Here is a 19,194-nt window from a genome sequence, read left to right as displayed (position 1 = left end):
TCGCTCCGAAAGGAGATGGTGTGGCCTCCCAGCGCGGGCGCGGGCGTTCCGATGGGGACGTTCCGTATACCTCGATTGCCGGGTTCCGCGATCCGCTGGCGAAAGAGCAGAAGCCGGCCAAGGGCGCGGCGCGACGGGCACAGGCCGCACGGCTGGCCGCCACCGACGGGTCCGGCGACCCACCCCCGGAACGCAAGCCGCGCACCAGGGGTCAGCGCATCCGGCGGTTGCTGCTCGCGCTCTTCGTGATCTTCGTGTGTGTGCCCGCGCTGCTGTTCGTCGCGGTGTACTGGAGTTCGGAGATCCCCGAACCGGCCGAGGTCGCGGTCGAACAGCCCGCGACCGTCCTCGCCGCCGACGGCACCACCGTGCTCACCAAATTCATTCCGCCACAGGGCAATCGGATTCCCATTCCGCTCACCGATGTGCCGTTCCCGGTGCGGGACGCCGTGCTGGCGGCCGAAGACCGCACCTTCTACACGAACGCCGGGTACTCGACGAGCGGCTTCCTGCGCGCCGCTCGCGACAATGTGACGGGTCAGGACAACGCGGGCGGCGGCTCGACGATCACCCAGCAGTACGTGAAGAACGCCTTCCTCAGCTCCGAGCGCACTGTCACCCGCAAGATGCGGGAGTTGATCATCGCGGCCAAGATGGCGCGGCAGTGGAGCAAGGACGAGATCCTGTCCGCCTACCTCAACACCATCTACTTCGGGCGCGGGGCGTATGGGATCGCGGCCGCGTCGAAGGCCTATTTCGACAAGCCGGTGCCGGACCTGACTCTCGCGGAGGGGGCCGTCTTGGCGGCGGTGATCCGCTCGCCCTCGGTGCTGGACCCGGAGAACCATCTCGATCAGCTGCGGGCGCGCTGGCAGTACGTGCTCGACGGGATGGTCGAGATGAAAGTGCTCGCGCCCGGCGACCGGGACGCGACGGTGTTCCCGCCGATCATCCCGCTCGACGACGTGCCGACGGAGTCGGCGGCGCTCGGACCGGAAGGCCATATCCGCACCCAGGTGCTACGCGAACTGCGGGCCGCCGGCCTCGACGACGCCGACATCAACACGGGCGCACTGCAGATCACCACCACCATCGACGCCGCGGCGCAGGCAGGCGCGGTCGATTCGGTACGTGAGCGGCTGTCGTGGCAACCAGCGGAGCTGCGCTCGGCCGTGGTGTCGATCGATCCGCGCAGCGGGGCGGTGCGGGCCTATTACGGCGGCGAGGACGGGACGGGGTTCGATTTCGCGCAGGCGCCGCTCCAAACCGGTTCCGCGTTCAAGGTTTTCGCGCTCGTCGCCGCCCAGCGGCAAGGCATCCCGGTGACGCGGGCGATGGACAGCTCGCCCATCACCGACCGCGGTACCGAGATCACCAACGTCGAGGGCGACTCGTGCGGACGCTGCTCGCTCGCCGAGGCGCTCAAACGCTCGCTCAACACCAGCTTCTACCGGCTCACCATGACGATGGCCGACGGCCCGCGCTCGATCGCCGAGGCCGCGCACCTGGCGGGCATCCCCGAGTACATTCCCGGCGTCGAGGGCGTGAGCCTGTCGGAGCCGGACGGTTACCCGCTCAACGGGATCGTGCTCGGCCAGTACCTGGTGCGACCCATCGACATGGCGTCGGCGTACGCGACGCTGGCTGCCTCGGGGGTCTATCACCAGCCGTACTTCGTGCAGAAGGTGAGCACCGGGGACGGGCGGGTGCTGCTCGACCGCAGCTGGGAAACCGCGACAGGCAAGAGACATTCAGAGCCCGAACAGCGGATCACCGCGGCGATCGCCGATGCCACCACCGCCGCGATGCTGCCGATCGCCAACTACTCCAACGGCCACGGCCTCGCCGACGGCAGGCAGTCGGCGAGCAAGACCGGAACCACCCAGCTCGGCGAGACCAAGGACAACAAGGACGCGTGGATGGTGGGGTACACGCCCTCACTGTCCACCGCGGTCTGGGTGGGCACCGAGAACCCACAACCGCTGCGCAACGGTCGCGGTGGGGCCATCTGGGGTTCAGGGCTGCCCGCCGACATCTGGAAGCAGTCGATGGACGCCGCGCTGGCCGGAACGCCGGTCGAACAGTTCGAAGTGCAGCCGGTGCCGAGCCCGCCGCTGGTGCCCTCGCCGGGCACCGGACCGGCGCCGACACCGGGCGGTGGCTTCGACATCTTCGGTCCGCCGACGAACTCACCGCGCCCCGCGCCGCCGCCGCTGATCATCATCCCGCCCGCACCGACGCCTGCCGCCCCCGGTGAACTGTTCCCCGGGCTCGGTGGTGAAGGGCCGCGATAGATCACGAGTTGGCGCAGCCGGACCCGACTACCCTGAGGACATGGCAACATCGTTGCCCAGAGCGCGAACCGCCCGACCAGGGGTCGAATGATCCCGGCGCGGAACCTGTCGGACCGATACGGGAGGATGTGCGGTCGGTACCGACATGCGACGACACTAGACATAGGGGCTACGCAGGTGGATTTCAATGTCGTTGACCGTCCCGAGACGCTGATCGCGGGCACGGTGCTTCGCAGTCCGGCGCTCGCCGTGGAGGGGCCGCGCCGCGCCAAAGTGGTCGAGGCGTGGGCGAACCTGCGGGCGAGGACGTTACCGGGGCCGGTCGCGACGGGCTATGTCGATTTCGCGCCGGAGATCAACTCCTACCTCACCCACATCGTCGGCTACGAGTGCAAGACTCTCGCCGACCTGGAGGTAGGCGACGTGCTCGGCCGGATTCCGGCGGGCCGCTACGCGCGATTCGTCGCCAGCGGCGACAACCTCGGCGACACCATCGTCGGGCTCTGGCGCCAGGTATGGGACGCGGAGGCCGCGGGTGAATTCGTGCGTGCCTACACCGGCGATTGCGAGCAGTATCCCGACGAACGCACGGTCGAGATCTTCGTTTCGCTGACCGAGGAGAAGGACAGCTGATGGCCGTGGATTTCGAAATCGTCACCCTCGACGACGGTTTGATCGCGGGTCTCACCGTGCCGTTGGCCGGGCGTGAGGTGACCGCACGTGATCTCGACCTGGTGAACTTCACCTGGGATCGGTACCTGTCGCGGGAGAAGACGGTGCCCCGCGCGGCCGCCTACATCGGTCAGAACGATCATGCGGTGGCCGTGCTCGGCTACGAGGTCGCCGGCTTGGACGACATCGACGAAGGCGACGTGCTCACCCGCATCCCCGCGGGTCGCTACGCCAAGTTCGTGGTCTCGGACAAGCCCTACGATCTGCTGCGCACCGCGTGGGCGCAGGTGATCAAGGCCGAGAACGCCGGCACCATCACCCGCTCGCACACGGCCGAGCTGGAGCGCTACACCGGTCCGACCTCGGTCGAGGTGTACGTCTCCCTGGACTGAAGACGACAAGAGCCGGTGTGCACGAAAGTTCGTGCGCACCGGCTCTTTTCGTTCAGTGATTAATCGGCACCGATGATGAACGCCTCGAGCTGGGTGCGCGCCACATCGTCGGCGATCTGCACCGGCGGGGACTTCATCAGGTAGGCCGAAGCCGGGATGACGGGTCCGCCGATGCCGCGGTCCTTGGCGATCTTCGCCGCGCGGACAGCGTCGATGATGATGCCCGCCGAGTTCGGCGAGTCCCACACCTCGAGCTTGTACTCCAGGTTCAGCGGGGCATCGCCGAACGCACGACCCTCGAGGCGGACGTAGGCCCACTTGCGGTCGTCGAGCCACTCCACGTAGTCCGAGGGACCGATGTGGACGTTGCGGTCGTGGACCTTGCCCGCGAGCGCGCCGGTGAGGTTCGAGGTGACGGCCTGGGTCTTGGAGACCTTCTTCGACTCCAGACGCTCACGCTCGAGCATGTTCTTGAAGTCCATGTTGCCGCCGACATTGAGCTGGTAGGTGCGATCGAGCACCACGCCGCGGTCTTCGAACAGCTTGGCCATCACGCGGTGGGTGATGGTCGCGCCGACCTGCGACTTGATGTCGTCGCCGACGATCGGGACACCGGCGTCGACGAACTTCTGCGCCCAGACCGGGTCGGAGGCGATGAAGACCGGCAGCGCGTTGACGAAAGCGACATTCGCGTCGATCGCACACTGCGCGTAGAACTTGTCGGCCTCTTCCGAACCCACCGGGAGGTAGGAGACCAGCACGTCGACCTTGGCGTCCTTCAGTGCCTTGACGACGTCCACGGCCGGAGCCTCGGACTGCTCGATGGTCTCGGCGTAGTACTTGCCGATGCCGTCGAGGGTCGGGCCACGCAGGACCGTCACGTCGGTCGGCGGCACATCGGAGATCTTGATGGTGTTGTTCTCGCTGGCGAAGATGGCCTCGGCCAGGTCGAAGCCGACCTTCTTGGCGTCGACATCGAACGCGGCCACGAACTTCACGTCACGGACGTGGTAGGTGCCGAACTTGACGTGCATGAGGCCGGGAACGACCTGGTTCTCGTCGGCATCCTTGTAGTACTGCACGCCCTGCACCAGCGACGATGCGCAGTTGCCCACACCGACGATCGCGACGCGAACTTCGCCGGATCCAACCTTGTTGACATCACTCATGGCCGCTCTTTCCCTCTTTCTGTGGTGCCGCCTTCGTCGATTGCTCCGCCGCAATCAACTCGTTGAGCCAGCGCACTTCGCGCTCGCTTGATTCCAATCCGAGCTGGTGGAGCTGCTTGGTGTAGCGATCCAGTGACCCGCTGGCCTTCTTGATCGCTTCCCGCAGACCCTCTCGGCGCTCCTCGACCTGACGACGTCTGCCCTCCAGAATCCGCATTCTCGCCTCGGCGGGAGTGCGGCTGAAGAAGGCAAGGTGAACGCCGAAGCCGTCATCGGTGTAGTTCTGCGGACCGGTGTCGGCAAGGAGTTCGGAGAACCGTTCCCGGCCGACCGGCGTGAGCCGGTAGACGCGGCGCGCACGGCGCGCGAGCGCGCCGTCCGGAAGCTCCTCGGCGATCAACCCGTCGGCCTGCATTCTGCGCAGCGTCGGGTAGAGCGAACCGTAGGAGAAGGCCCGGAACGCTCCGAGCAGGCCCGTCAACCGCTTGCGCAGCTCGTAACCGTGCATGGGCGCGTCGAGGAGCAGGCCGAGAATCGCCAATTCGAGCACTGCCGACCTCACTCCCTGACTATGACGACCTGAAAGGCCGAACAGACCTAACCGTGGATGCGAGTTCCAACTATATCGGAGCGATACATCTACGCACAGTCGAATGTGACGCATGCGTCATCGACGCAGGTCATGGAGATGGAGCGATCAGCGCTCGGCGGGGTACACCGCGAGCGGTTCGCCGTTGGGCCGGATTTTCAGGTATCCGCTCTGCTCGGCCTCGTTCTTGACGTAGATGCTGATTTCCAGCTCGGCGTCTTTGCCGCCACCGGGCGGGAACCTGACCAGAACGTGCGAGACCCAGCCATTGGGGACGCGGGTCGTCTGGGAGGCGCCGGACATGAGGCGGGCATAGCGGGCCAGGTCGATGTCGGCGAGGTCGAACGAGCGAGTGTCGGGGGGACGGGAGCCCTGTGAACCCCACTTTTCGAAGTCGCCGCGGTACTGCAACTCGTCTTGCTTGCCAGGTTTTCCGGAATCTCGTTCGACCAGGGCGTATTCCGGATACACGGTCAGCTCGTCGGCGAGGGTGGTGCCGTATTCGGCGCGATAGTCCGCGACGAAATGGGCGAGCCCGTTGCCGGTGGTGAGGTCGGGTAGCGGAGCGCCGAGGACGGCGTCGCCGACGGTGCGACCGAGCAGGCCGACCCCCGCGCCGAGCAGTCCGGCGAGCACGATCGCGCCGACCGGAACCCACCAGCGCCGGGGTGCGCGGGGAACGCCACGTGCCACTGGAGTCGCGGCGAGGTCAGCCGGGACCTGTAGATCGTCGACCAGACGGTCGAGAGCGCCGAAGTTCTCGGCATGCATGGCGGTCGCGGTGCGGGTCTCGTGCTCGGCAGCGGTGAGCTGGCCGTCGGCGAGGGCGGCATCGAGCACCGAGCACACGTCGGCGCGGTCGGTGTCGCGGGCGCGCAGGTTGCGCGCCGGAGAGGGAGGCTTCATCGCTGGGTCATCCTTCGTACGGGTAGGTCTTCAGCACGTCGCCCGACAGCGTGAGGACGAAATGGCCCGATTGGGCGACCTCGTTCCGGACGAAGATGGTGATCCCCGGCCCTCCCGCCCAGCTGTCATTCGCTATCCGGAAATGAGTGACCGCGCCGTTCGGTACCCGCACGGTGGCCGCGGCCTTCGCGAGTGCCACACCGAGCGCCTCGGCGTTCACCTGTGCCAGATCGATGGTGACGGCGTCGCGCTTGCGGCTGCTGACCTGCGAACTCGTTCGGGCGAAGCCGCCGCGATAGGTGTAGTCGACGGTGGAGTTCCCGTTGCCGGGTGCGCGCCGCACGGCGGAGGCGTGTTCGTCGTGCATGACCGCCTCGTCGACAAGGGTGTCGCCGAAGCTGACGCGGTAGTCGTCACGGAACTGCACGAATCCGGCGAGAGTGTTGAGCATCGGCGTCGGAATCACCAGCGGCGATGCCGCGTCGTAGTCGACTGTCGCGGCCACGGCCGCCGCGGGCTCGGGCTTGTCGTCGCGGACCGTCCACACGAATCCGGCGACGGCGGTGACGGTTGCCAGTGCGATGACCACCAACCGAGTGCGGTCGCGGCGGACGCGCGGCTTGTTCGGCGCGGCCGGTCGCTGTTGCAGGTCGGCCACCAAGGTGGACAAATCGCCCAGTGTTCGTGCTTCTGCGGCCAATTCGACCATTGCGGCGTGTTCCTCGGCGTCGAGTTGGCCGTCGGCGTGGGCTGTGTCGAGTGCGGCGACGGTCGACGCGCGGTCTGCCGATCTCGCCCTCGTGCGGGCGGGATACCGATCGGGGGCGCGCCGACGGGGACGTTCGACAGCGGAGTCCTCGCCGAAAACCGCAGGTGATTGCAGGTCCGCGACCAAGCGAGCGAGCTCACCGACCGTGCGCGCGCCGTTCGCTGACAACACGCGATCGTGGTACTCCTGCGCGCCGAGTTGGCCCTCGGCGTAGGCCGCGTCAAGCACGGTCGACGCCTGTGCGCGATCGATGTCACGTGCGCGCAGCACCGAATCGACGGCTGCCCGTCGCTGCCCGGATTCAGCCATGGCCGTGGGTCACCTCACCTGCGAAAACACCCGGATGAACCCCGGTATCGGGAGTTTAGTCCGGGAGATCGGATCAAACGATGCCGTGGGCACGCGTATCCGAACCCCGCTACTCTGGTGATCGTGCGAATTCAGCGGCAGGTGGTGGACTATGCGCTCCGGCGCCGGTCCCTGCTGGCCGATGTCTACGCGGGGCGGGTCGGCGTCGCCGAGGTGTGCGACGCGAATCCGTATCTGCTCCGGGCCGCGAAGTTTCACGGCCGGGGTAGTGAGGCGACCTGCCCGATCTGCCGGAAAGAGCAGCTGACGTTGGTTTCGTGGGTGTTCGGCGATGGGCTCGGCCAAGCGGCCGGGTCGGCGCGGACGCCCGAGGAACTGATTCGGATGGCCGAGTCGAACGAAGAATTCTCGGTGCATGTCGTCGAGGTATGTCGCTCGTGCAGCTGGAACCACCTGGTGCAGTCGTACGTGCTCGGCACGGCGCCCGCCCCCGCCCGGCGACGGACGAGTTCGCGAGCCCGGCGCTCTGCTGCCGAATGATGGCGTGTGGAGCGACGCGGCTGTGCAGTGACGGGCGGCCCGAACAAGTGATGGTGGCCACCGCGTGATGCGCCACTGTTCGGGGTGCACCCTCTCCGCGCCGGTACTCCGGCGCGGATGTCGTGTGCCCGAACCTTACAAGTTATGGAGATCTGGTCAGTGAGTTCGCCCTACGAGTCCTCCCCCCACGGCGATGATCCGCGCGGCGGCCGTCCGGCTCGGGGTGCGCAATCAGGTCTCCCCCCGCAGTCGGGTGATCGGCCCGGTGGTCCCCCGCCGCGCCGGCCCGTGCCGCCCGCCGGTCCGCGCCCGCAGGGTGCGCCCGGCGCTCCCGCGCAGGGCGGGCGCCCGCAGGGTGGTCCGGTGCCTGGTGGACGCGGTCCGCAGGGACCGCCGCCGAATCGTCAGCAGGGGCCGCCGCCCGGTGGGATGCCGCCGCGCAGGCCGGGTCAGCCGCCCCAGCGTCCCGGTGGTCCGCAGGGTGGACCGCCTCCCCAAGGTGTGCCCGGTCAGGGCAGGCCGCCGCAGGGCAGGCCCCCGCAGCCGGGTCGTGCCGTGCCGCCCGCGGCGGGCGCCACACAGAAGTTGCCGCGTCCCGGCAGCCCCGACGAGTCGACCGTGCGGGCGAACCAGCCGGGGCGGACCGTGCGCGGCGCGAACGACGACGTAGCCAGGACGGCTCGCGCGGGCGGTGCCGCCGCGGCCGCACGGGCCGGCGCGGGCCGGCGCCCCGGTGGGCCCACTTCCGGTGAACGTCGCGCCACCGCGCCGGGTGGCCCCACCACCGGTGAACGTCGCGCCGCAGGCGTGGGCGGCACCCCGCCGCCGACCGGTCCGCGCAACCGCCGCGACGGTGGCGGGGGCGACGACGGCTCGGGTAGTGATGGTGCGGTGAAGAAATCGCCGTGGCGGATCATGCGCCGGACACTCTATGTCCTGATGGCCCTGGCCATCGTCGTGCCGAGCGCGGTGTTCCTGGTCGCCTACACGGCGGTGTCGGTGCCCAAGCCGGGCGACCTCGAGACCAACCAGGTGGCGACGATCTTCGCCAGCGACGGCACCACCGAGATCAGCAAGGTGGTTCCGCCGCAGGGCAACCGCACCGAGGTCTCGATCGATCAGATCCCGCCGCACGTGCGCAACGCCGTGATCGCCGCCGAGGACCGCGACTTCTACACCAACCCCGGCTTCTCGGTCTCGGGCTTCGCCCGCGCCGCCCGCGACAACATCCTCGGCAAGGAAAGCGCCGGTGGTGGTTCCACGATCACCCAGCAGTACGTGAAGAACGCGCTGGTCGGTGACGAGCGGTCGATGACGCGCAAGATGCACGAGCTGGTGATCTCGGCCAAGATGGCGCGGCAGTGGAGCAAGGAAGACATCCTCGCCGCCTACCTGAACACCATCTACTTCGGTCGTGGCGCGTACGGCATCGACGCCGCGGCCAAGGCCTACTTCGGCAAGCCGGTGCAGGAGCTGACCGTGGCCGAGGGCGCCGTCCTCGCCGCGACCATCCAGCTGCCCTCGATGCTGGACCCCGAGAAGAACCCCACCGGCGCCAAGACGCGCTGGGAATACGTGCTCGACGGCATGGTCGCGGAGAACAACCTGCCCGCGACAGAACGTCAGGGGATGCAGTACCCACAGGTGGTGACGCTGGCTTCGCTCGGCGACAAGAACAACGACGAGGGCCCGTCCGGTCTGGTGAAGAACCAGGTGCTCCAGGAGCTCTCGACCGCGGGCATCAGCGAGCAGCAGCTGAACACCGAGGGTCTGCAGATCACCACCACGATCGATCAGAAGGCGCAGGACGCCGCGATCAAGGCCGCGCAGGGCAAGCTCGAGGGAGAGCCGGAGAACCTGCGCACCGCGGTGGTCTCCGTCGACCCGCGCACCGGTGCGGTGCGCGCCTACTACGGCGGCAGCGACGGCCAGGGCTACGACTTCGCCAATGCCGGTCTGCCGACAGGCTCCTCGTTCAAGGCGATCGGTCTGGCCGCGAATCTCGAACAGGGCGTTCCGCTCTCGCAGCTCTACGACAGCTCGCCGATCACCGTCAACGGCATCCAGATCGGCAACGTCGAGGGTGAGGGCTGCGGCATGTGCACCATCGCCGAGGCGCTCAAGCGTTCGCTGAACACCAGCTTCTACCGCATGCAGCTGGACATGCAGAACGGTCCGCAGAAGATCGCCGACATGGGCCACAAGCTCGGTATCGCCAAGGAACTGCCCGGCGTCGGCGAAACGCTGACCGAGCCCGGTGGCGTCGGCCCCAACAACGGCATCGTGCTCGGCCAGTACCAGTCGCGCCCGCTCGACATGGCCTCGGCCTACGCCACCTTGGCGGCCTCGGGCGTCTACCACGCACCGCATTTCGTGCAGAAGGTCGTCACCGCCAAGGGTGAGGTGCTGCTCGATCGTGGCGAGCCCGCCGGTGAGCAGCGGGTGAGCGCGGCCGTGGCCGATAACGTCACCGCGGCGATGAAGCCGATCGCGGCCTACTCGCGCAACCACAACCTGGCCGGTGGCCGCGAGTCCGCCGCCAAGACCGGTACCCACCAGCTCGGCGACACCGGCAACAACCGGGACGCCTGGATGGTCGGCTACACCCCGTCGCTGTCGACCGCGGTGTGGGTCGGTACCGAGCAGGGTGACCCGCTGAAGAACTACGGCGGCGGCAGCATCTACGGTTCCGGTCTGCCTTCCGACATCTGGAAGGCGACGATGGACGGCGCGCTGTCGGGTACGCCGAACGAGTCGTTCCCCAAGCCCGCCCCGATCAAGGGCCAGGCCGGTGTGCCGGAGTGGTCGGCGCCCTACACCGCGCCGTCGACCACCGTGCCCGCGATCGTGCCGCCGGTGATCGTGCCCTCGCAGGTCGAGATCCTGCCCGGCATCCGGATTCCGGTGCCCGGGGTGCAGCAGCAGCCCGCGGTGCCGCAGTCGCAGGCCACGCCCGAGACCGGTGCGGGCCCGCTGCCCGGCCAGCCGACGGCGGGGCCGGAGAGCTCGCCCGCGACACCGGGGAACGGCAACGGCGGGTCGACCAGACCGACCAACGGAGCCAACGGCAACGACAACGAGAGCAGCGGCGCGGGAACCACGCCGACCCGATCCCGGTAACCACCGGTAGCCTCGGATGTCGTGACCGATCAGCAACTCGCGGACCAGCCGGCGTCGAGTGGTACCCGGCCGGGCCGCGAGGCGGGGTATGTGGCGCCCGCCCGGCTGGCGCCCGATCTCCGCTCGATCGATGCCCGTGACCGGCCGAGCCGCAACGACTCGCTGACCGCGCAGCTGTCCACCGTGGTCGGCGGCCCGGTCGGCGATCACGCGCTGATCGGGCGGGTGCGGTTCTGGACGCCGCTGCGGGTGATGTTCGCCTTCACGGTGATCTTCCTGGCGCTGGGCTGGTCGGCGAAGGCCGGCTGCATCCAGCAGACCAGCGACGGCGACGGCGGTCTGATGCTGGACTGGAACAACGGCCGCCAGTACGTGGCCATGTGCTACTCCGACACCGTTCCGCTCTACGGTGCCGAACGGCTCAACGAGGGCGCGTTCCCGTACAAGAAGTCCTGGACCGAATCGACGCCCGACGGTGGCACCGAGACCAGATACATGGAGTATCCGGTGCTTTCGGGCCTGTACCAGTACGCGGCGATGCAGATCGGCAATGTCTGGGATCACCTGCCGCTGCCCGGTGCGATGTCGGTGGTGGTGTACTTCAACGTTGTCGCACTCGGCCTTTCGGTCGGGTGGCTGATCACGGTGTGGGCCTCGTCGCGATTAGCCGGGCGGCGGGTATGGGATGCCGCGCTGGTCGCGGTGTCGCCGTTGGTGATCGTGCACATGTTCACGAATTTCGATGCGCTCGCCACCGCTTTCGCGGCCACCGGGCTGTTGGCGTGGGCGCGCCGTAAGCCGGTGCTCGCGGGCATCCTGCTCGGACTGGGCGGGGCGGCGAAGCTGTATCCCTTGTTGCTACTCGGGCCGATCGTGGTGCTGTGTCTGCGCGTGGATCCGATGCAGCGTCAGCCCGCCGCGCGGGCCGGGCTGCGGTTGCGCGAGGTCGACAGTCTCGATTCCGCCCGTACCTGGTTGCGTGAAACACCGGCGAGGACGCACCTTTTCGCTTTGCGGCCACTGGGCGCGGCCACCCTCACGGTATTCGCCGCGGTGGGCACGTGGGCGGCCGTGAATCTGCCGATCGCAGCGCTGTACCCGCAGGGTTGGCGAGAGTTCTTCCGGCTCAACACCACTCGGCACGCCGACCCCGATTCGATCTACAACGTGATCACCTCGTTCACCGGCTGGACCGGCTTCGACGGGCCGATCGGGCACGGTGAACCGCCGACCATCCTGAACACGGTCTCGCTGCTGGCCTTCGTCGCCGCCTGCGCGGGCATCGCCTACCTCGCGCTCACCGCGCCGCGGCGGCCGCGCCTGACCCAGCTGTGCTTCCTCGTCGTCGCGGCGTTCCTGCTGACGAACAAGGTGTGGAGCCCGCAGTATTCGCTCTGGCTGGTGCCGCTGGCGGTACTCGCCCTGCCGCACCGGCGAATCCTGCTGGCCTGGATGACGATCGACGCACTCGTCTGGGTGCCTCGCATGTACTACTACCTCGGCGAGGACAACAAGGGCCTGCCCGAACAGTGGTTCACCGGCACCGTCGTCCTGCGCGACCTGGCAGTCCTCGGTTTGTGCGCGCTGATCGTCTACGAGATCCTGCGCCCACAGCACGACGTGGTCCGCCGCGACTTCGTCGACGACCCCGCTGGCGGCGTCCTCGACCGCGCCCTCGACCCGCTACTCCCCTGGCTCCCGGAATTCCTTCGACCCAGGCAGGCCACTGTCAGCTCGAGACCGGTATCGGTTCTGAACTGATAACGGGCCCACGTTTTCTCTCGTCCGTGTGCGACCCACCGGTCACGGGCTATGTCTCGTTTCGCACCACTTCGGGCAGCATCATCGCACCCTGATCGGTCGCCATTCCAGGTTCGACGGCCGCGAGCACCGCTTCGACATCGGCGTTTAGCTCTGCCATCTCTCGCGAAGCCTGCTCACCGGTCATATCGATCCGTTCTCAGGCCGCGGGACTATCCGTCCTGTATCGACGAGCGTGTTCCACGCCTCCGCCTTGCGCGGGCACAACCAGCGCTCACACTCGCGGTGCGTCTGCATTATCGTGTGCGCCTGTTCGTCGGTGAGCAGTTGACGGGGTGCGTTGTGATCGAGCACCGGCGACGGCCGACAATGCTGCTCTGCCTCCTGCGCCAACCGTGCGGCGATATCCCACACCGACATCTGCGGTCTCATTGCCCTCTGCGCCCGCATCATTCGCCCTCCTGTTCGGGTTGGATGCTCCACCCGGTGCCGAAGTCTCACGGCGTTCGACACCGGGGAGCAACGCCTACATTGCCGCTCTTCGATGTGTATGCGCGACGACAGTGGGGGCGTCGATCGACACCTATTGGGGGCGACATTTCGGAGTCATTCGGGTTACCGTTACACGTATGCGGACCACTCCGAATACGGCACTCCGCGCCGCGCGTACGGCCCGGATCATGAGTCAAGACGATTTAGCCCGCGCCTTGCGCGAAGTCGGGTGCACCAGCGCGACCAAGCGCCTCGTCCAGCGGTGGGAATCCGGCGAGACCACCCAGCCGCGACCGAGCCATGCTCGAGCGCTAGAGCGGGTCATGGGACTTCCCATCGAAACCCTCGGCTTCGGTACCGTTCGCGCCGGGCACGACATCAGCGGGGCACTCGACCGCAGCCACGAGGTCGAGTCACCGATCAGCACGATACCGGCGAGTCCCACCGAGTCGGCACCAGCCCGGACAGTCGGCGACTTCTCCGGAGTGTGGTTGTCGCGTTACGAGTACTACTCGAGCGGGCGAGACTCGTCGTTCACCGTCGCGCATTACGCCGTCCTGCTGCAGCACGGGAGCCACATGACCGTCCGGAGCTTGCCCGGTTCATCGCCCTCGACGATCGAGCTCGACCTCACCCTCGATGCCAACGTAGCCACCGGCACCTGGGCTGAGCGCACCGCGGTGGAGGGCTACTACCGCGGCGCGCGCTACCACGGCGCTCTTCAGCTACTCGCCGATCCGACCGGCAACCGGCTGACCGGTAAGTGGCTCGGGTTCGGCAAAGACTTCGAGATCAACTCGGGCCCTTGGGAATTGGTGTTACAGAACCCGAGTACCAGCAAGGCCACTATCGAGGCCTACCAGCGGCCACCGGCATAGACCCTTTGCTCGACTCAGAACCTCCAGTTCATCACCTGACGCTGCGTCACTGTACTCAGGAACCGCACGTGATCAACCGCGTTCACGATCCCCATTCCACGGGGCGTGAAGGAACCACCCAAGCCGACCGCCGGAACGCACCCGTACATCGTGGACGCATCAAGTCCGCCCAACCGTTTGCGTACGCGCCGAAACATCGGCTTATCGTCCTCACCATCCTCGTCCCAGAGGCCCAGTAGTTCCGTGTCAGTGTCGATGGCTACCAAAATCTGTAGATTAATATCCAGCTCATCGGCCATGCTTTCAGTTTGATCAATTGGGATTACAAGACCGTTTTGCGAGTCAATAGTCAAACTCCTTCCGGTCCTGGCCCCCCACATCGTCATCTTGCCAAAAGCCGTTCGGGTAAACGGAATCCAATCATCATGAAATGGCAATTCTAGGCCATGTATCCATTCATCGACAGCGGGCTGCCAATCCTCCGGATTGCAGAGCCATAGCAGTCCATCCGCATACCCGGAGAAGCCTGCTGTTCGCCATATGTCAATCAACATACCGGGGACTCGCCCCGCATATCGATCGATCAGATCGCTTTCAGCAGCTACGGTCATATATGGTTTGCCAAGACTTGAAATGGCTTGTTCTAGACCAATACTTGTCAAGGGTTGAGCCTCCATTCGACATTCACCAATTCATTCCCTTTACCGGCTGCCACCAGGTCTTCTGCATACGCACGTATCGCGTCATGCTTCACACCCCGCCATTGACTTCCGAGCGATGAGTTCACACTAATATCACCGAGCCTTGGCAGGCCGTTCGAATCAAGACGGATTACATCAGCACCGCCGGCTATGATATCCGGCTCGTGCAGTGCGGCCATCCCTTTCATTCGATCATCGACCACCTTTTTCGCGTAAGCAGCCGGACTCAAACCGTTCAGAGCATCAGGATTCAGCGCTTCCAGCCGCCTGGCCTTGGCCAATTCCTGAAGGGTAGCCGCAGACTTGTACTGTTTTCGTGCATTCTTCTGCGCGTTGCCAGCACGCTGCACTGTGTTGAGATTATGCACCACTTCCGCGGCGGTCAGGTTGTTCAATCCGTCAATCTGTCCCGTCAACTGGTCGACCATTTCCAGCGGCTTGGCCCTCACGCCGGGGCTCACCCCATAGTGGAAGTCTAGTCTCAGCGGTGGCCCGGATGCTCTGGGACGGAGTTGTCCGGCACTGTCGTACAGCGGCGTAGGCGGCGACGCTCGACGGGGGATCAGATTCGGCCGCAGGGGTGATGAGGGAAGCCGCGACGACACGGAAGAGACCGATGTCGCGAAGGTCGCCTGGCCGTTGGTAGCAACGACCGGGGCAGGGCTCAGGTCGAGTTGGTTCAGGCGATGCCCGAAAGCCCAAACCCGGTCGGAGAAGCGGATTGCGGCCGCTTTGAGGCTGTCGAAACGGCCTGGATTCAGATAAGGGGAGAAGGGTGAGTAGGGCGGAACTTCGGGGTCTGGTCGGAAACTGCTCGCCGGCACATCGTTACCGTCGCGAACGGGCAGTCGGGTGGTCCGGTCCTCAAGGGGCATAGGACGGGTCGGGGGCGTGTCTGGCGTTCGAGGGGCGATCGCAACGGGGTTGTCCACTCCAGCGGCCGGTGAAGGGCTGGTCGTTCTCGGGGGTTCCGACCCTGCGACTGATCGCTGGCGGTAGTTGCCGACGGTCTCCGCGAGTTCGCGCTCCTGTGCGGCGCGACCGATGCGGGCCGCATCGACAGCATTGTCGGCCGACGACATGGCCTCCCACATTTTCGGTGCGACTCTGCGGAGGCCCGCCTTGGCCGCTGCACCGGTAAGTGTGCCGAGACCGGGAAGAATCGATGCTGTATTGACACCGAGTTCTGCTGCAGCCCAAGCAATTTCCGCACCACTGTGATCGCCACGGTCGTGGGCTGCGTCCCAGAGAACGATCGCCGGTCCGACTGTCGACGCTACGAGAAGGTCATTGATTCCTTGTTTCAGATCATTGGCGGTGAGCGCGGTGCGGCTTGCCTCGAGCGCTTGCTGACGCAGCTCAGCGGGGCTGTACATCGACGGGCGCGTGTTGTCGACCGTGCTGTAGGGGCTCTCGGCGACCGGAATATTTTGTTGGTCGGCAACCCACGCCGTGATCGTGGGATCCAGCCACGGGATTCCGGCTTGGTTCAGTCGCCGCACTGCGGCGAACCGTTCCTCGACCTCCGCCTGGTTGCGCGGCACGTGCTGAGCCCAGACCAGATCGTTGAACTGTTCCCCAGGCGTGTACATCGCTGCCGTCAGCCGCGCTTGCGCCACTTCGTAGTCAGCTGGACGACCTGGGCCTGCCCAGATGACGCGCCCGGCATCGAAGACCCTCAGGTCCTCCTCGAGCTGCTGCTGCGAATAGCCCGAGCCAGTTCGGAATATCGTCTCCGGATTTGTGATAGCCCGAGGGACACTCCCTGGTTCGGCCAGGGGAACGGGCACCGCGCATTCGACGACTGCCTCGAGCACAGAGTCATCGGTGATCTTCGTCGTGGTTATCGGAGCCAGACCAGGGACGTTCGCGGTCGTCTCGGTGATGCGAATTCAGTTGGCAGAGCTCGACGTCTGCTGAATCGAACTTCCTTCTGGAAGCACCGTGGCAACCACCAAAGGAACCGATGATTTCGGATCGATCTCCGGATAGTTAGGGACTGCAACGGGATTCGTTCCGCCAGGGAGGATCCCCAGCTCTTGAAGGGGCGACGTCGTCGGAGTGGAGGGAGTGATCGTCGGGGTACTGGTGGCAGGAGGCGAAGTTGGCGACGGAGGCTGGGGGACGGTCGCCGGGGCCGATGGCACAGTCGGCGACGGAGCTTCGGTTCCAGTGGGGCGCTCCTCCCTCTTCTCGGAGAGATTTGCCTTCGCATTCGGGTCCGACTCCGCATCCGTCTCCCTTCGTATGGGTAGGTCGAACGGAGCGTCGATGGCGTCGGCTTGCGCAGGCGATCGCTGTGCATCGTCGAGTAGTTTTCGGCTGTTCCAGATCCGATTCAACTGCCGAGCTGCATCAGCCGGTGACGACACGGAGATGTTGAATACGCTTGGCTTCGTGTCACTTTCGGCGGGACCAGCGGCCCTCGCCGGCGTCAACGAGTTGCGCCATGCGATGCCTCGGGCTACCCAGTCCGGCGGAGTCGTCATCGCACCGTCCCAGCGGGACAGCGGTATCGACTGAGCCGTTGAGCGGTGGCCCGAGGATGGAGGCAAAGGGCGAGGCAGTCCGTTATGGGCACGGGAACTCCTGAATGCAGGCACGAAAAAGCCCCGACTGATCAGCCGGGGCTTAGAACGTGATGGGAATACTTGCGATAGTCCGGTGGGGCGTGGTCAATCCGACGCCACACGGGATGAACAGGACCGGCTACGCCGACGGCATCATGTCGAATGCCGATCCAGGGACGGTCTCTGCGGGGCCGAACCGCTTGCGCCAGGAGCCGAATGTCCGCGACCGACGGCAGACGGGTACCCGATCAACTTCGAGAACAATTGGGGTAAAGGCGAATTGGCCACAGCACGGCCCGACCGATCAATTATCGATCAGGGCATGACATCCGTCAATGGCAGACCGATAAGCCCTGCTCACGGCATGAATAGCTACCGAAAATCGGTGCCAATTCGCCTGAATCTCCTTGCGGCGTAAGCCCTGTCGTTCACGTGACTCGCTGCCGTGTCCGCGCGGACTGACACCACTTCTACATCCGTAGGTAGCGGGCCTGGAGTTCGGGTTCGGCGGGGAGCATGTCGAGGTCGAGTTCCCAGGCGTTTCCGGTCCAGGGGTCGAACAGGGGCGTGCCAGGCAATGTGGGGAGGTGCCTGCACGACTGGGCGAGGAGATCTACTGGGCCGTCGCCGAATTCGCCGCTGCCACTGCCGACGATGACCAGGGACAGGCCGATCAGGTCGCCGCGCACCATCAGTTGGCCCAGGCGCACTACGTCGCTGCCCTGGTAGCCGTGAGGGAAGTCGGCGGCGACGAGGATGCGGTGTTCGGTGGGGGGTACGGCTTGTCCGCTGTTGTACGCGATGTCGGCGAGTTCGGCCGCGTGCGCGAGTTCGGCGAGGCGGGCGGAGATGTCGCCGTGGTCGGCGATGACCGGGCCTGCCAACAGTGGCGCGAGGGGGGCGGCGAGGGTGCGCAGGCCGCCGGTGAGGTCGATCAGGTCGACCTTGATCGGCTTGTCGGGAATCGCGGCCACTAGGCGGGCCACCAGGGCGCCGACCACGCGCGAGGCCGCAGCGGTGGATTCGGTGTCGACCCACAGCGGCCGATTCAGCGGCACCGGAACGCAATACGGCACGCGTAGGCCGCCGCGATCGAGTGCGTAGAGCTCGCCGAGCCGGATGCCGTCGGCGCGGGCGGCGCGGGCGGTCCATGCGGGAGCGAGCCATGAGGCCAGAGCCGCGGGCATGGCGGCGTCGGCCTCGGCGATCTCGTGGCCGAGTTGGTCGCTGTCGCGACGGTGGTCGGCGTCGGCGAGTGCTACCAGGTCGTCGTGCCGACGTTGTGCTTGCGCGCGGGCCGCGTCGGCGGCGGGAGTATTGCGGGTCGCCGGGTTCGACACCGCTTCGGAGAGTTCCTGATCCAGGCGTTTGGTCGCGTAGTCGCGGGCCGAGACCAGCGCGGCGGCCGAGCGGGCGGCGTCTTCGAAGATCATCCACATGCGTTGCAGGCCGTGGTCGACTTCGAGTGGAATACCCGACGCGGGAACGGGTCTCGCGACCGTCTCGGTGGGAGCGCTCGGCGGCGCGAGTGGTTGCGGTTGCCAAGCCTGGGCGGGTGCGGGCTCCGGCGCGGTCACGCCGTGCGCGGTGAGCAACTGTGTCGAGCCGCCCGCGTAACCCTGACCGAGCGCCCGCAACTTCCAGCCACCGCCGCGGCGGTACACCTCGAGGCAGATCAGCGCGCTCTCGCCCGCTGTCGGAGCGATGACGAATTCAGCGGCGGGACTGCCGTTTTCGAACAGCGATGCGGTCACCGCACCGAGCGTCTGCCTGCCCGCGACGAACAGCAGCACCGCGTGCGCATCGGACCTGAGCTGCGACAGCGTCAGATCCATCGCCGCTCCGGCGAAGCTCACCCCGGGTGCCGCGGGCCGCGACGCGCACACGTGATCGTGCACGTCGCGCACCCGCAGATCCTCGCCGACCACCAGCGCACCGAGTTCGACGGTGCCGGTGGTCTGCGCGGTGAAGCGCACGGAATCAGCGGTCAGAGCAGTGTTCTGCCCCGCTTTCAGGTGAATCACGGTGTCTG

The 19,194-nt window shown here is 66.5% G+C and carries 15 protein-coding genes; 7 read left to right on the top strand and 8 right to left on the bottom strand.

Translation table 11 applies throughout. The annotated features are described in order from the left end of the window. Positions 1 to 20: 20 nt before the first annotated feature. The 3 genes from ACFULV_RS06500 (at position 21) to ACFULV_RS06490 (ending at position 3,358) form a co-directional block, all read left to right on the top strand. Entirely contained in the window at positions 21 to 2,294 is a 2,274-nt protein-coding gene (locus tag ACFULV_RS06500) for a transglycosylase domain-containing protein (protein WP_378653755.1), read from the top strand. 177 nt (positions 2,295 to 2,471) lie between these two features. After that, positions 2,472 to 2,927, top strand: a complete 456-nt coding sequence (locus ACFULV_RS06495; protein WP_358066940.1) for a GyrI-like domain-containing protein — start codon at positions 2,472 to 2,474, stop codon at positions 2,925 to 2,927. Then, positions 2,927 to 3,358 (top strand): GyrI-like domain-containing protein, encoded by a 432-nt coding sequence (locus ACFULV_RS06490; RefSeq protein WP_378634896.1) that lies wholly within the window; start codon positions 2,927 to 2,929, stop codon positions 3,356 to 3,358. Before ACFULV_RS06495 ends, ACFULV_RS06490 begins: the two co-directional genes overlap by 1 nt. 59 nt (positions 3,359 to 3,417) lie before the next feature. Here ACFULV_RS06490 and ACFULV_RS06485 read toward each other — a convergent pair whose 3' ends face one another. The 4 genes from ACFULV_RS06485 to ACFULV_RS06470 all read right to left on the bottom strand — a co-directional run bounded on the left by ACFULV_RS06485 (position 3,418) and on the right by ACFULV_RS06470 (position 7,100). Then, complete coding sequence (locus ACFULV_RS06485) at positions 3,418 to 4,527, bottom strand: inositol-3-phosphate synthase (RefSeq protein WP_358066934.1); 1,110 nt, start codon at positions 4,525 to 4,527, stop codon at positions 3,418 to 3,420. Further along, positions 4,520 to 5,077 carry a PadR family transcriptional regulator gene (locus ACFULV_RS06480; protein ID WP_056823890.1) on the bottom strand — a complete coding sequence of 186 codons (558 nt, stop codon included), beginning with the start codon at positions 5,075 to 5,077 and terminating at the stop codon, positions 4,520 to 4,522. The genes ACFULV_RS06485 and ACFULV_RS06480 overlap by 8 nt, the downstream gene beginning before the upstream one ends. Positions 5,078 to 5,224: 147 nt before the next feature. Next, positions 5,225 to 6,022, bottom strand: a complete 798-nt coding sequence (locus tag ACFULV_RS06475) for a DUF1707 domain-containing protein (protein WP_378653752.1) — start codon at positions 6,020 to 6,022, stop codon at positions 5,225 to 5,227. Between the two features lie 7 nt (positions 6,023 to 6,029). Further along, on the bottom strand, positions 6,030 to 7,100 hold the full coding sequence (locus ACFULV_RS06470; RefSeq protein WP_378653750.1) for a DUF1707 domain-containing protein: 1,071 nt from the start codon (positions 7,098 to 7,100) through the stop codon (positions 6,030 to 6,032). A 123-nt stretch (positions 7,101 to 7,223) separates the two neighbouring features. On the opposite strand from ACFULV_RS06470, the gene ACFULV_RS06465 reads away from it, so the two are divergent. The 3 genes from ACFULV_RS06465 (at position 7,224) to ACFULV_RS06455 (ending at position 12,521) form a co-directional block, all read left to right on the top strand. After that, positions 7,224 to 7,640, top strand: coding sequence for a DUF5318 domain-containing protein (locus ACFULV_RS06465; protein ID WP_170112103.1), 417 nt, complete (start codon positions 7,224 to 7,226; stop codon positions 7,638 to 7,640). Between the two features lie 915 nt (positions 7,641 to 8,555). Further along, positions 8,556 to 10,760, top strand: coding sequence for a transglycosylase domain-containing protein (locus tag ACFULV_RS06460; RefSeq protein WP_378654012.1), 2,205 nt, complete (start codon positions 8,556 to 8,558; stop codon positions 10,758 to 10,760). 21 nt (positions 10,761 to 10,781) lie between these two features. Next, entirely contained in the window at positions 10,782 to 12,521 is a 1,740-nt protein-coding gene (locus ACFULV_RS06455) for a glycosyltransferase family 87 protein (RefSeq protein WP_378653747.1), read from the top strand. A gap of 49 nt (positions 12,522 to 12,570) precedes the next feature. On the opposite strand, the gene ACFULV_RS06450 is transcribed toward ACFULV_RS06455, so the two are convergent. After that, complete coding sequence (locus tag ACFULV_RS06450) at positions 12,571 to 12,708, bottom strand: hypothetical protein (RefSeq protein WP_378653744.1); 138 nt, start codon at positions 12,706 to 12,708, stop codon at positions 12,571 to 12,573. A 442-nt stretch (positions 12,709 to 13,150) separates the two neighbouring features. On the opposite strand from ACFULV_RS06450, the gene ACFULV_RS06445 reads away from it, so the two are divergent. Next, on the top strand, positions 13,151 to 13,891 hold the full coding sequence (locus tag ACFULV_RS06445) for a multiprotein-bridging factor 1 family protein (protein ID WP_378653742.1): 741 nt from the start codon (positions 13,151 to 13,153) through the stop codon (positions 13,889 to 13,891). Between the two features lie 14 nt (positions 13,892 to 13,905). Here ACFULV_RS06445 and ACFULV_RS06440 read toward each other — a convergent pair whose 3' ends face one another. From ACFULV_RS06440 to ACFULV_RS06430, 3 genes are all read right to left on the bottom strand, one after another. Next, positions 13,906 to 14,553 carry a GAD-like domain-containing protein gene (locus tag ACFULV_RS06440; RefSeq protein ID WP_378653739.1) on the bottom strand — a complete coding sequence of 216 codons (648 nt, stop codon included), beginning with the start codon at positions 14,551 to 14,553 and terminating at the stop codon, positions 13,906 to 13,908. Next, a complete protein-coding gene (locus ACFULV_RS06435; RefSeq protein WP_378653736.1) occupies positions 14,550 to 16,409 on the bottom strand; it encodes a polymorphic toxin type 15 domain-containing protein in 1,860 nt (619 codons plus the stop codon). The genes ACFULV_RS06440 and ACFULV_RS06435 overlap by 4 nt, the downstream gene beginning before the upstream one ends. A 1,223-nt stretch (positions 16,410 to 17,632) precedes the next feature. Continuing rightward, on the bottom strand, positions 17,633 to 19,186 hold the full coding sequence (locus tag ACFULV_RS06430; protein WP_378653733.1) for a TerD family protein: 1,554 nt from the start codon (positions 19,184 to 19,186) through the stop codon (positions 17,633 to 17,635). Positions 19,187 to 19,194: the final 8 nt, after the last annotated feature.

It is taken from the genome of Nocardia sp. NPDC057272, assembly GCF_042668615.1.
GTDB lineage: Bacteria > Actinomycetota > Actinomycetes > Mycobacteriales > Mycobacteriaceae > Nocardia.
The sequence above is the reverse complement of the archived record's forward strand: the minus strand, read 5'-3'. Positions and strand labels throughout refer to the sequence as shown.

What these genes read in the sequence shown, in the direction of transcription:
- ACFULV_RS06490 (WP_378634896.1), top strand. Translation starts at nt 2,927, where the DNA reads ATGGCCGTGGATTTCGAAATCGTCACCCTCGACGACGGTTTGATCGCG.
- ACFULV_RS06485 (WP_358066934.1), bottom strand. Translation starts at nt 4,527, where the DNA reads ATGAGTGATGTCAACAAGGTTGGATCCGGCGAAGTTCGCGTCGCGATC.
- ACFULV_RS06475 (WP_378653752.1), bottom strand. Translation starts at nt 6,022, where the DNA reads ATGAAGCCTCCCTCTCCGGCGCGCAACCTGCGCGCCCGCGACACCGAC.
- ACFULV_RS06470 (WP_378653750.1), bottom strand. Translation starts at nt 7,100, where the DNA reads ATGGCTGAATCCGGGCAGCGACGGGCAGCCGTCGATTCGGTGCTGCGC.
- ACFULV_RS06460 (WP_378654012.1), top strand. Translation starts at nt 8,556, where the DNA reads ATGCGCCGGACACTCTATGTCCTGATGGCCCTGGCCATCGTCGTGCCG.
- ACFULV_RS06450 (WP_378653744.1), bottom strand. Translation starts at nt 12,708, where the DNA reads ATGACCGGTGAGCAGGCTTCGCGAGAGATGGCAGAGCTAAACGCCGAT.
- ACFULV_RS06445 (WP_378653742.1), top strand. Translation starts at nt 13,151, where the DNA reads ATGCGGACCACTCCGAATACGGCACTCCGCGCCGCGCGTACGGCCCGG.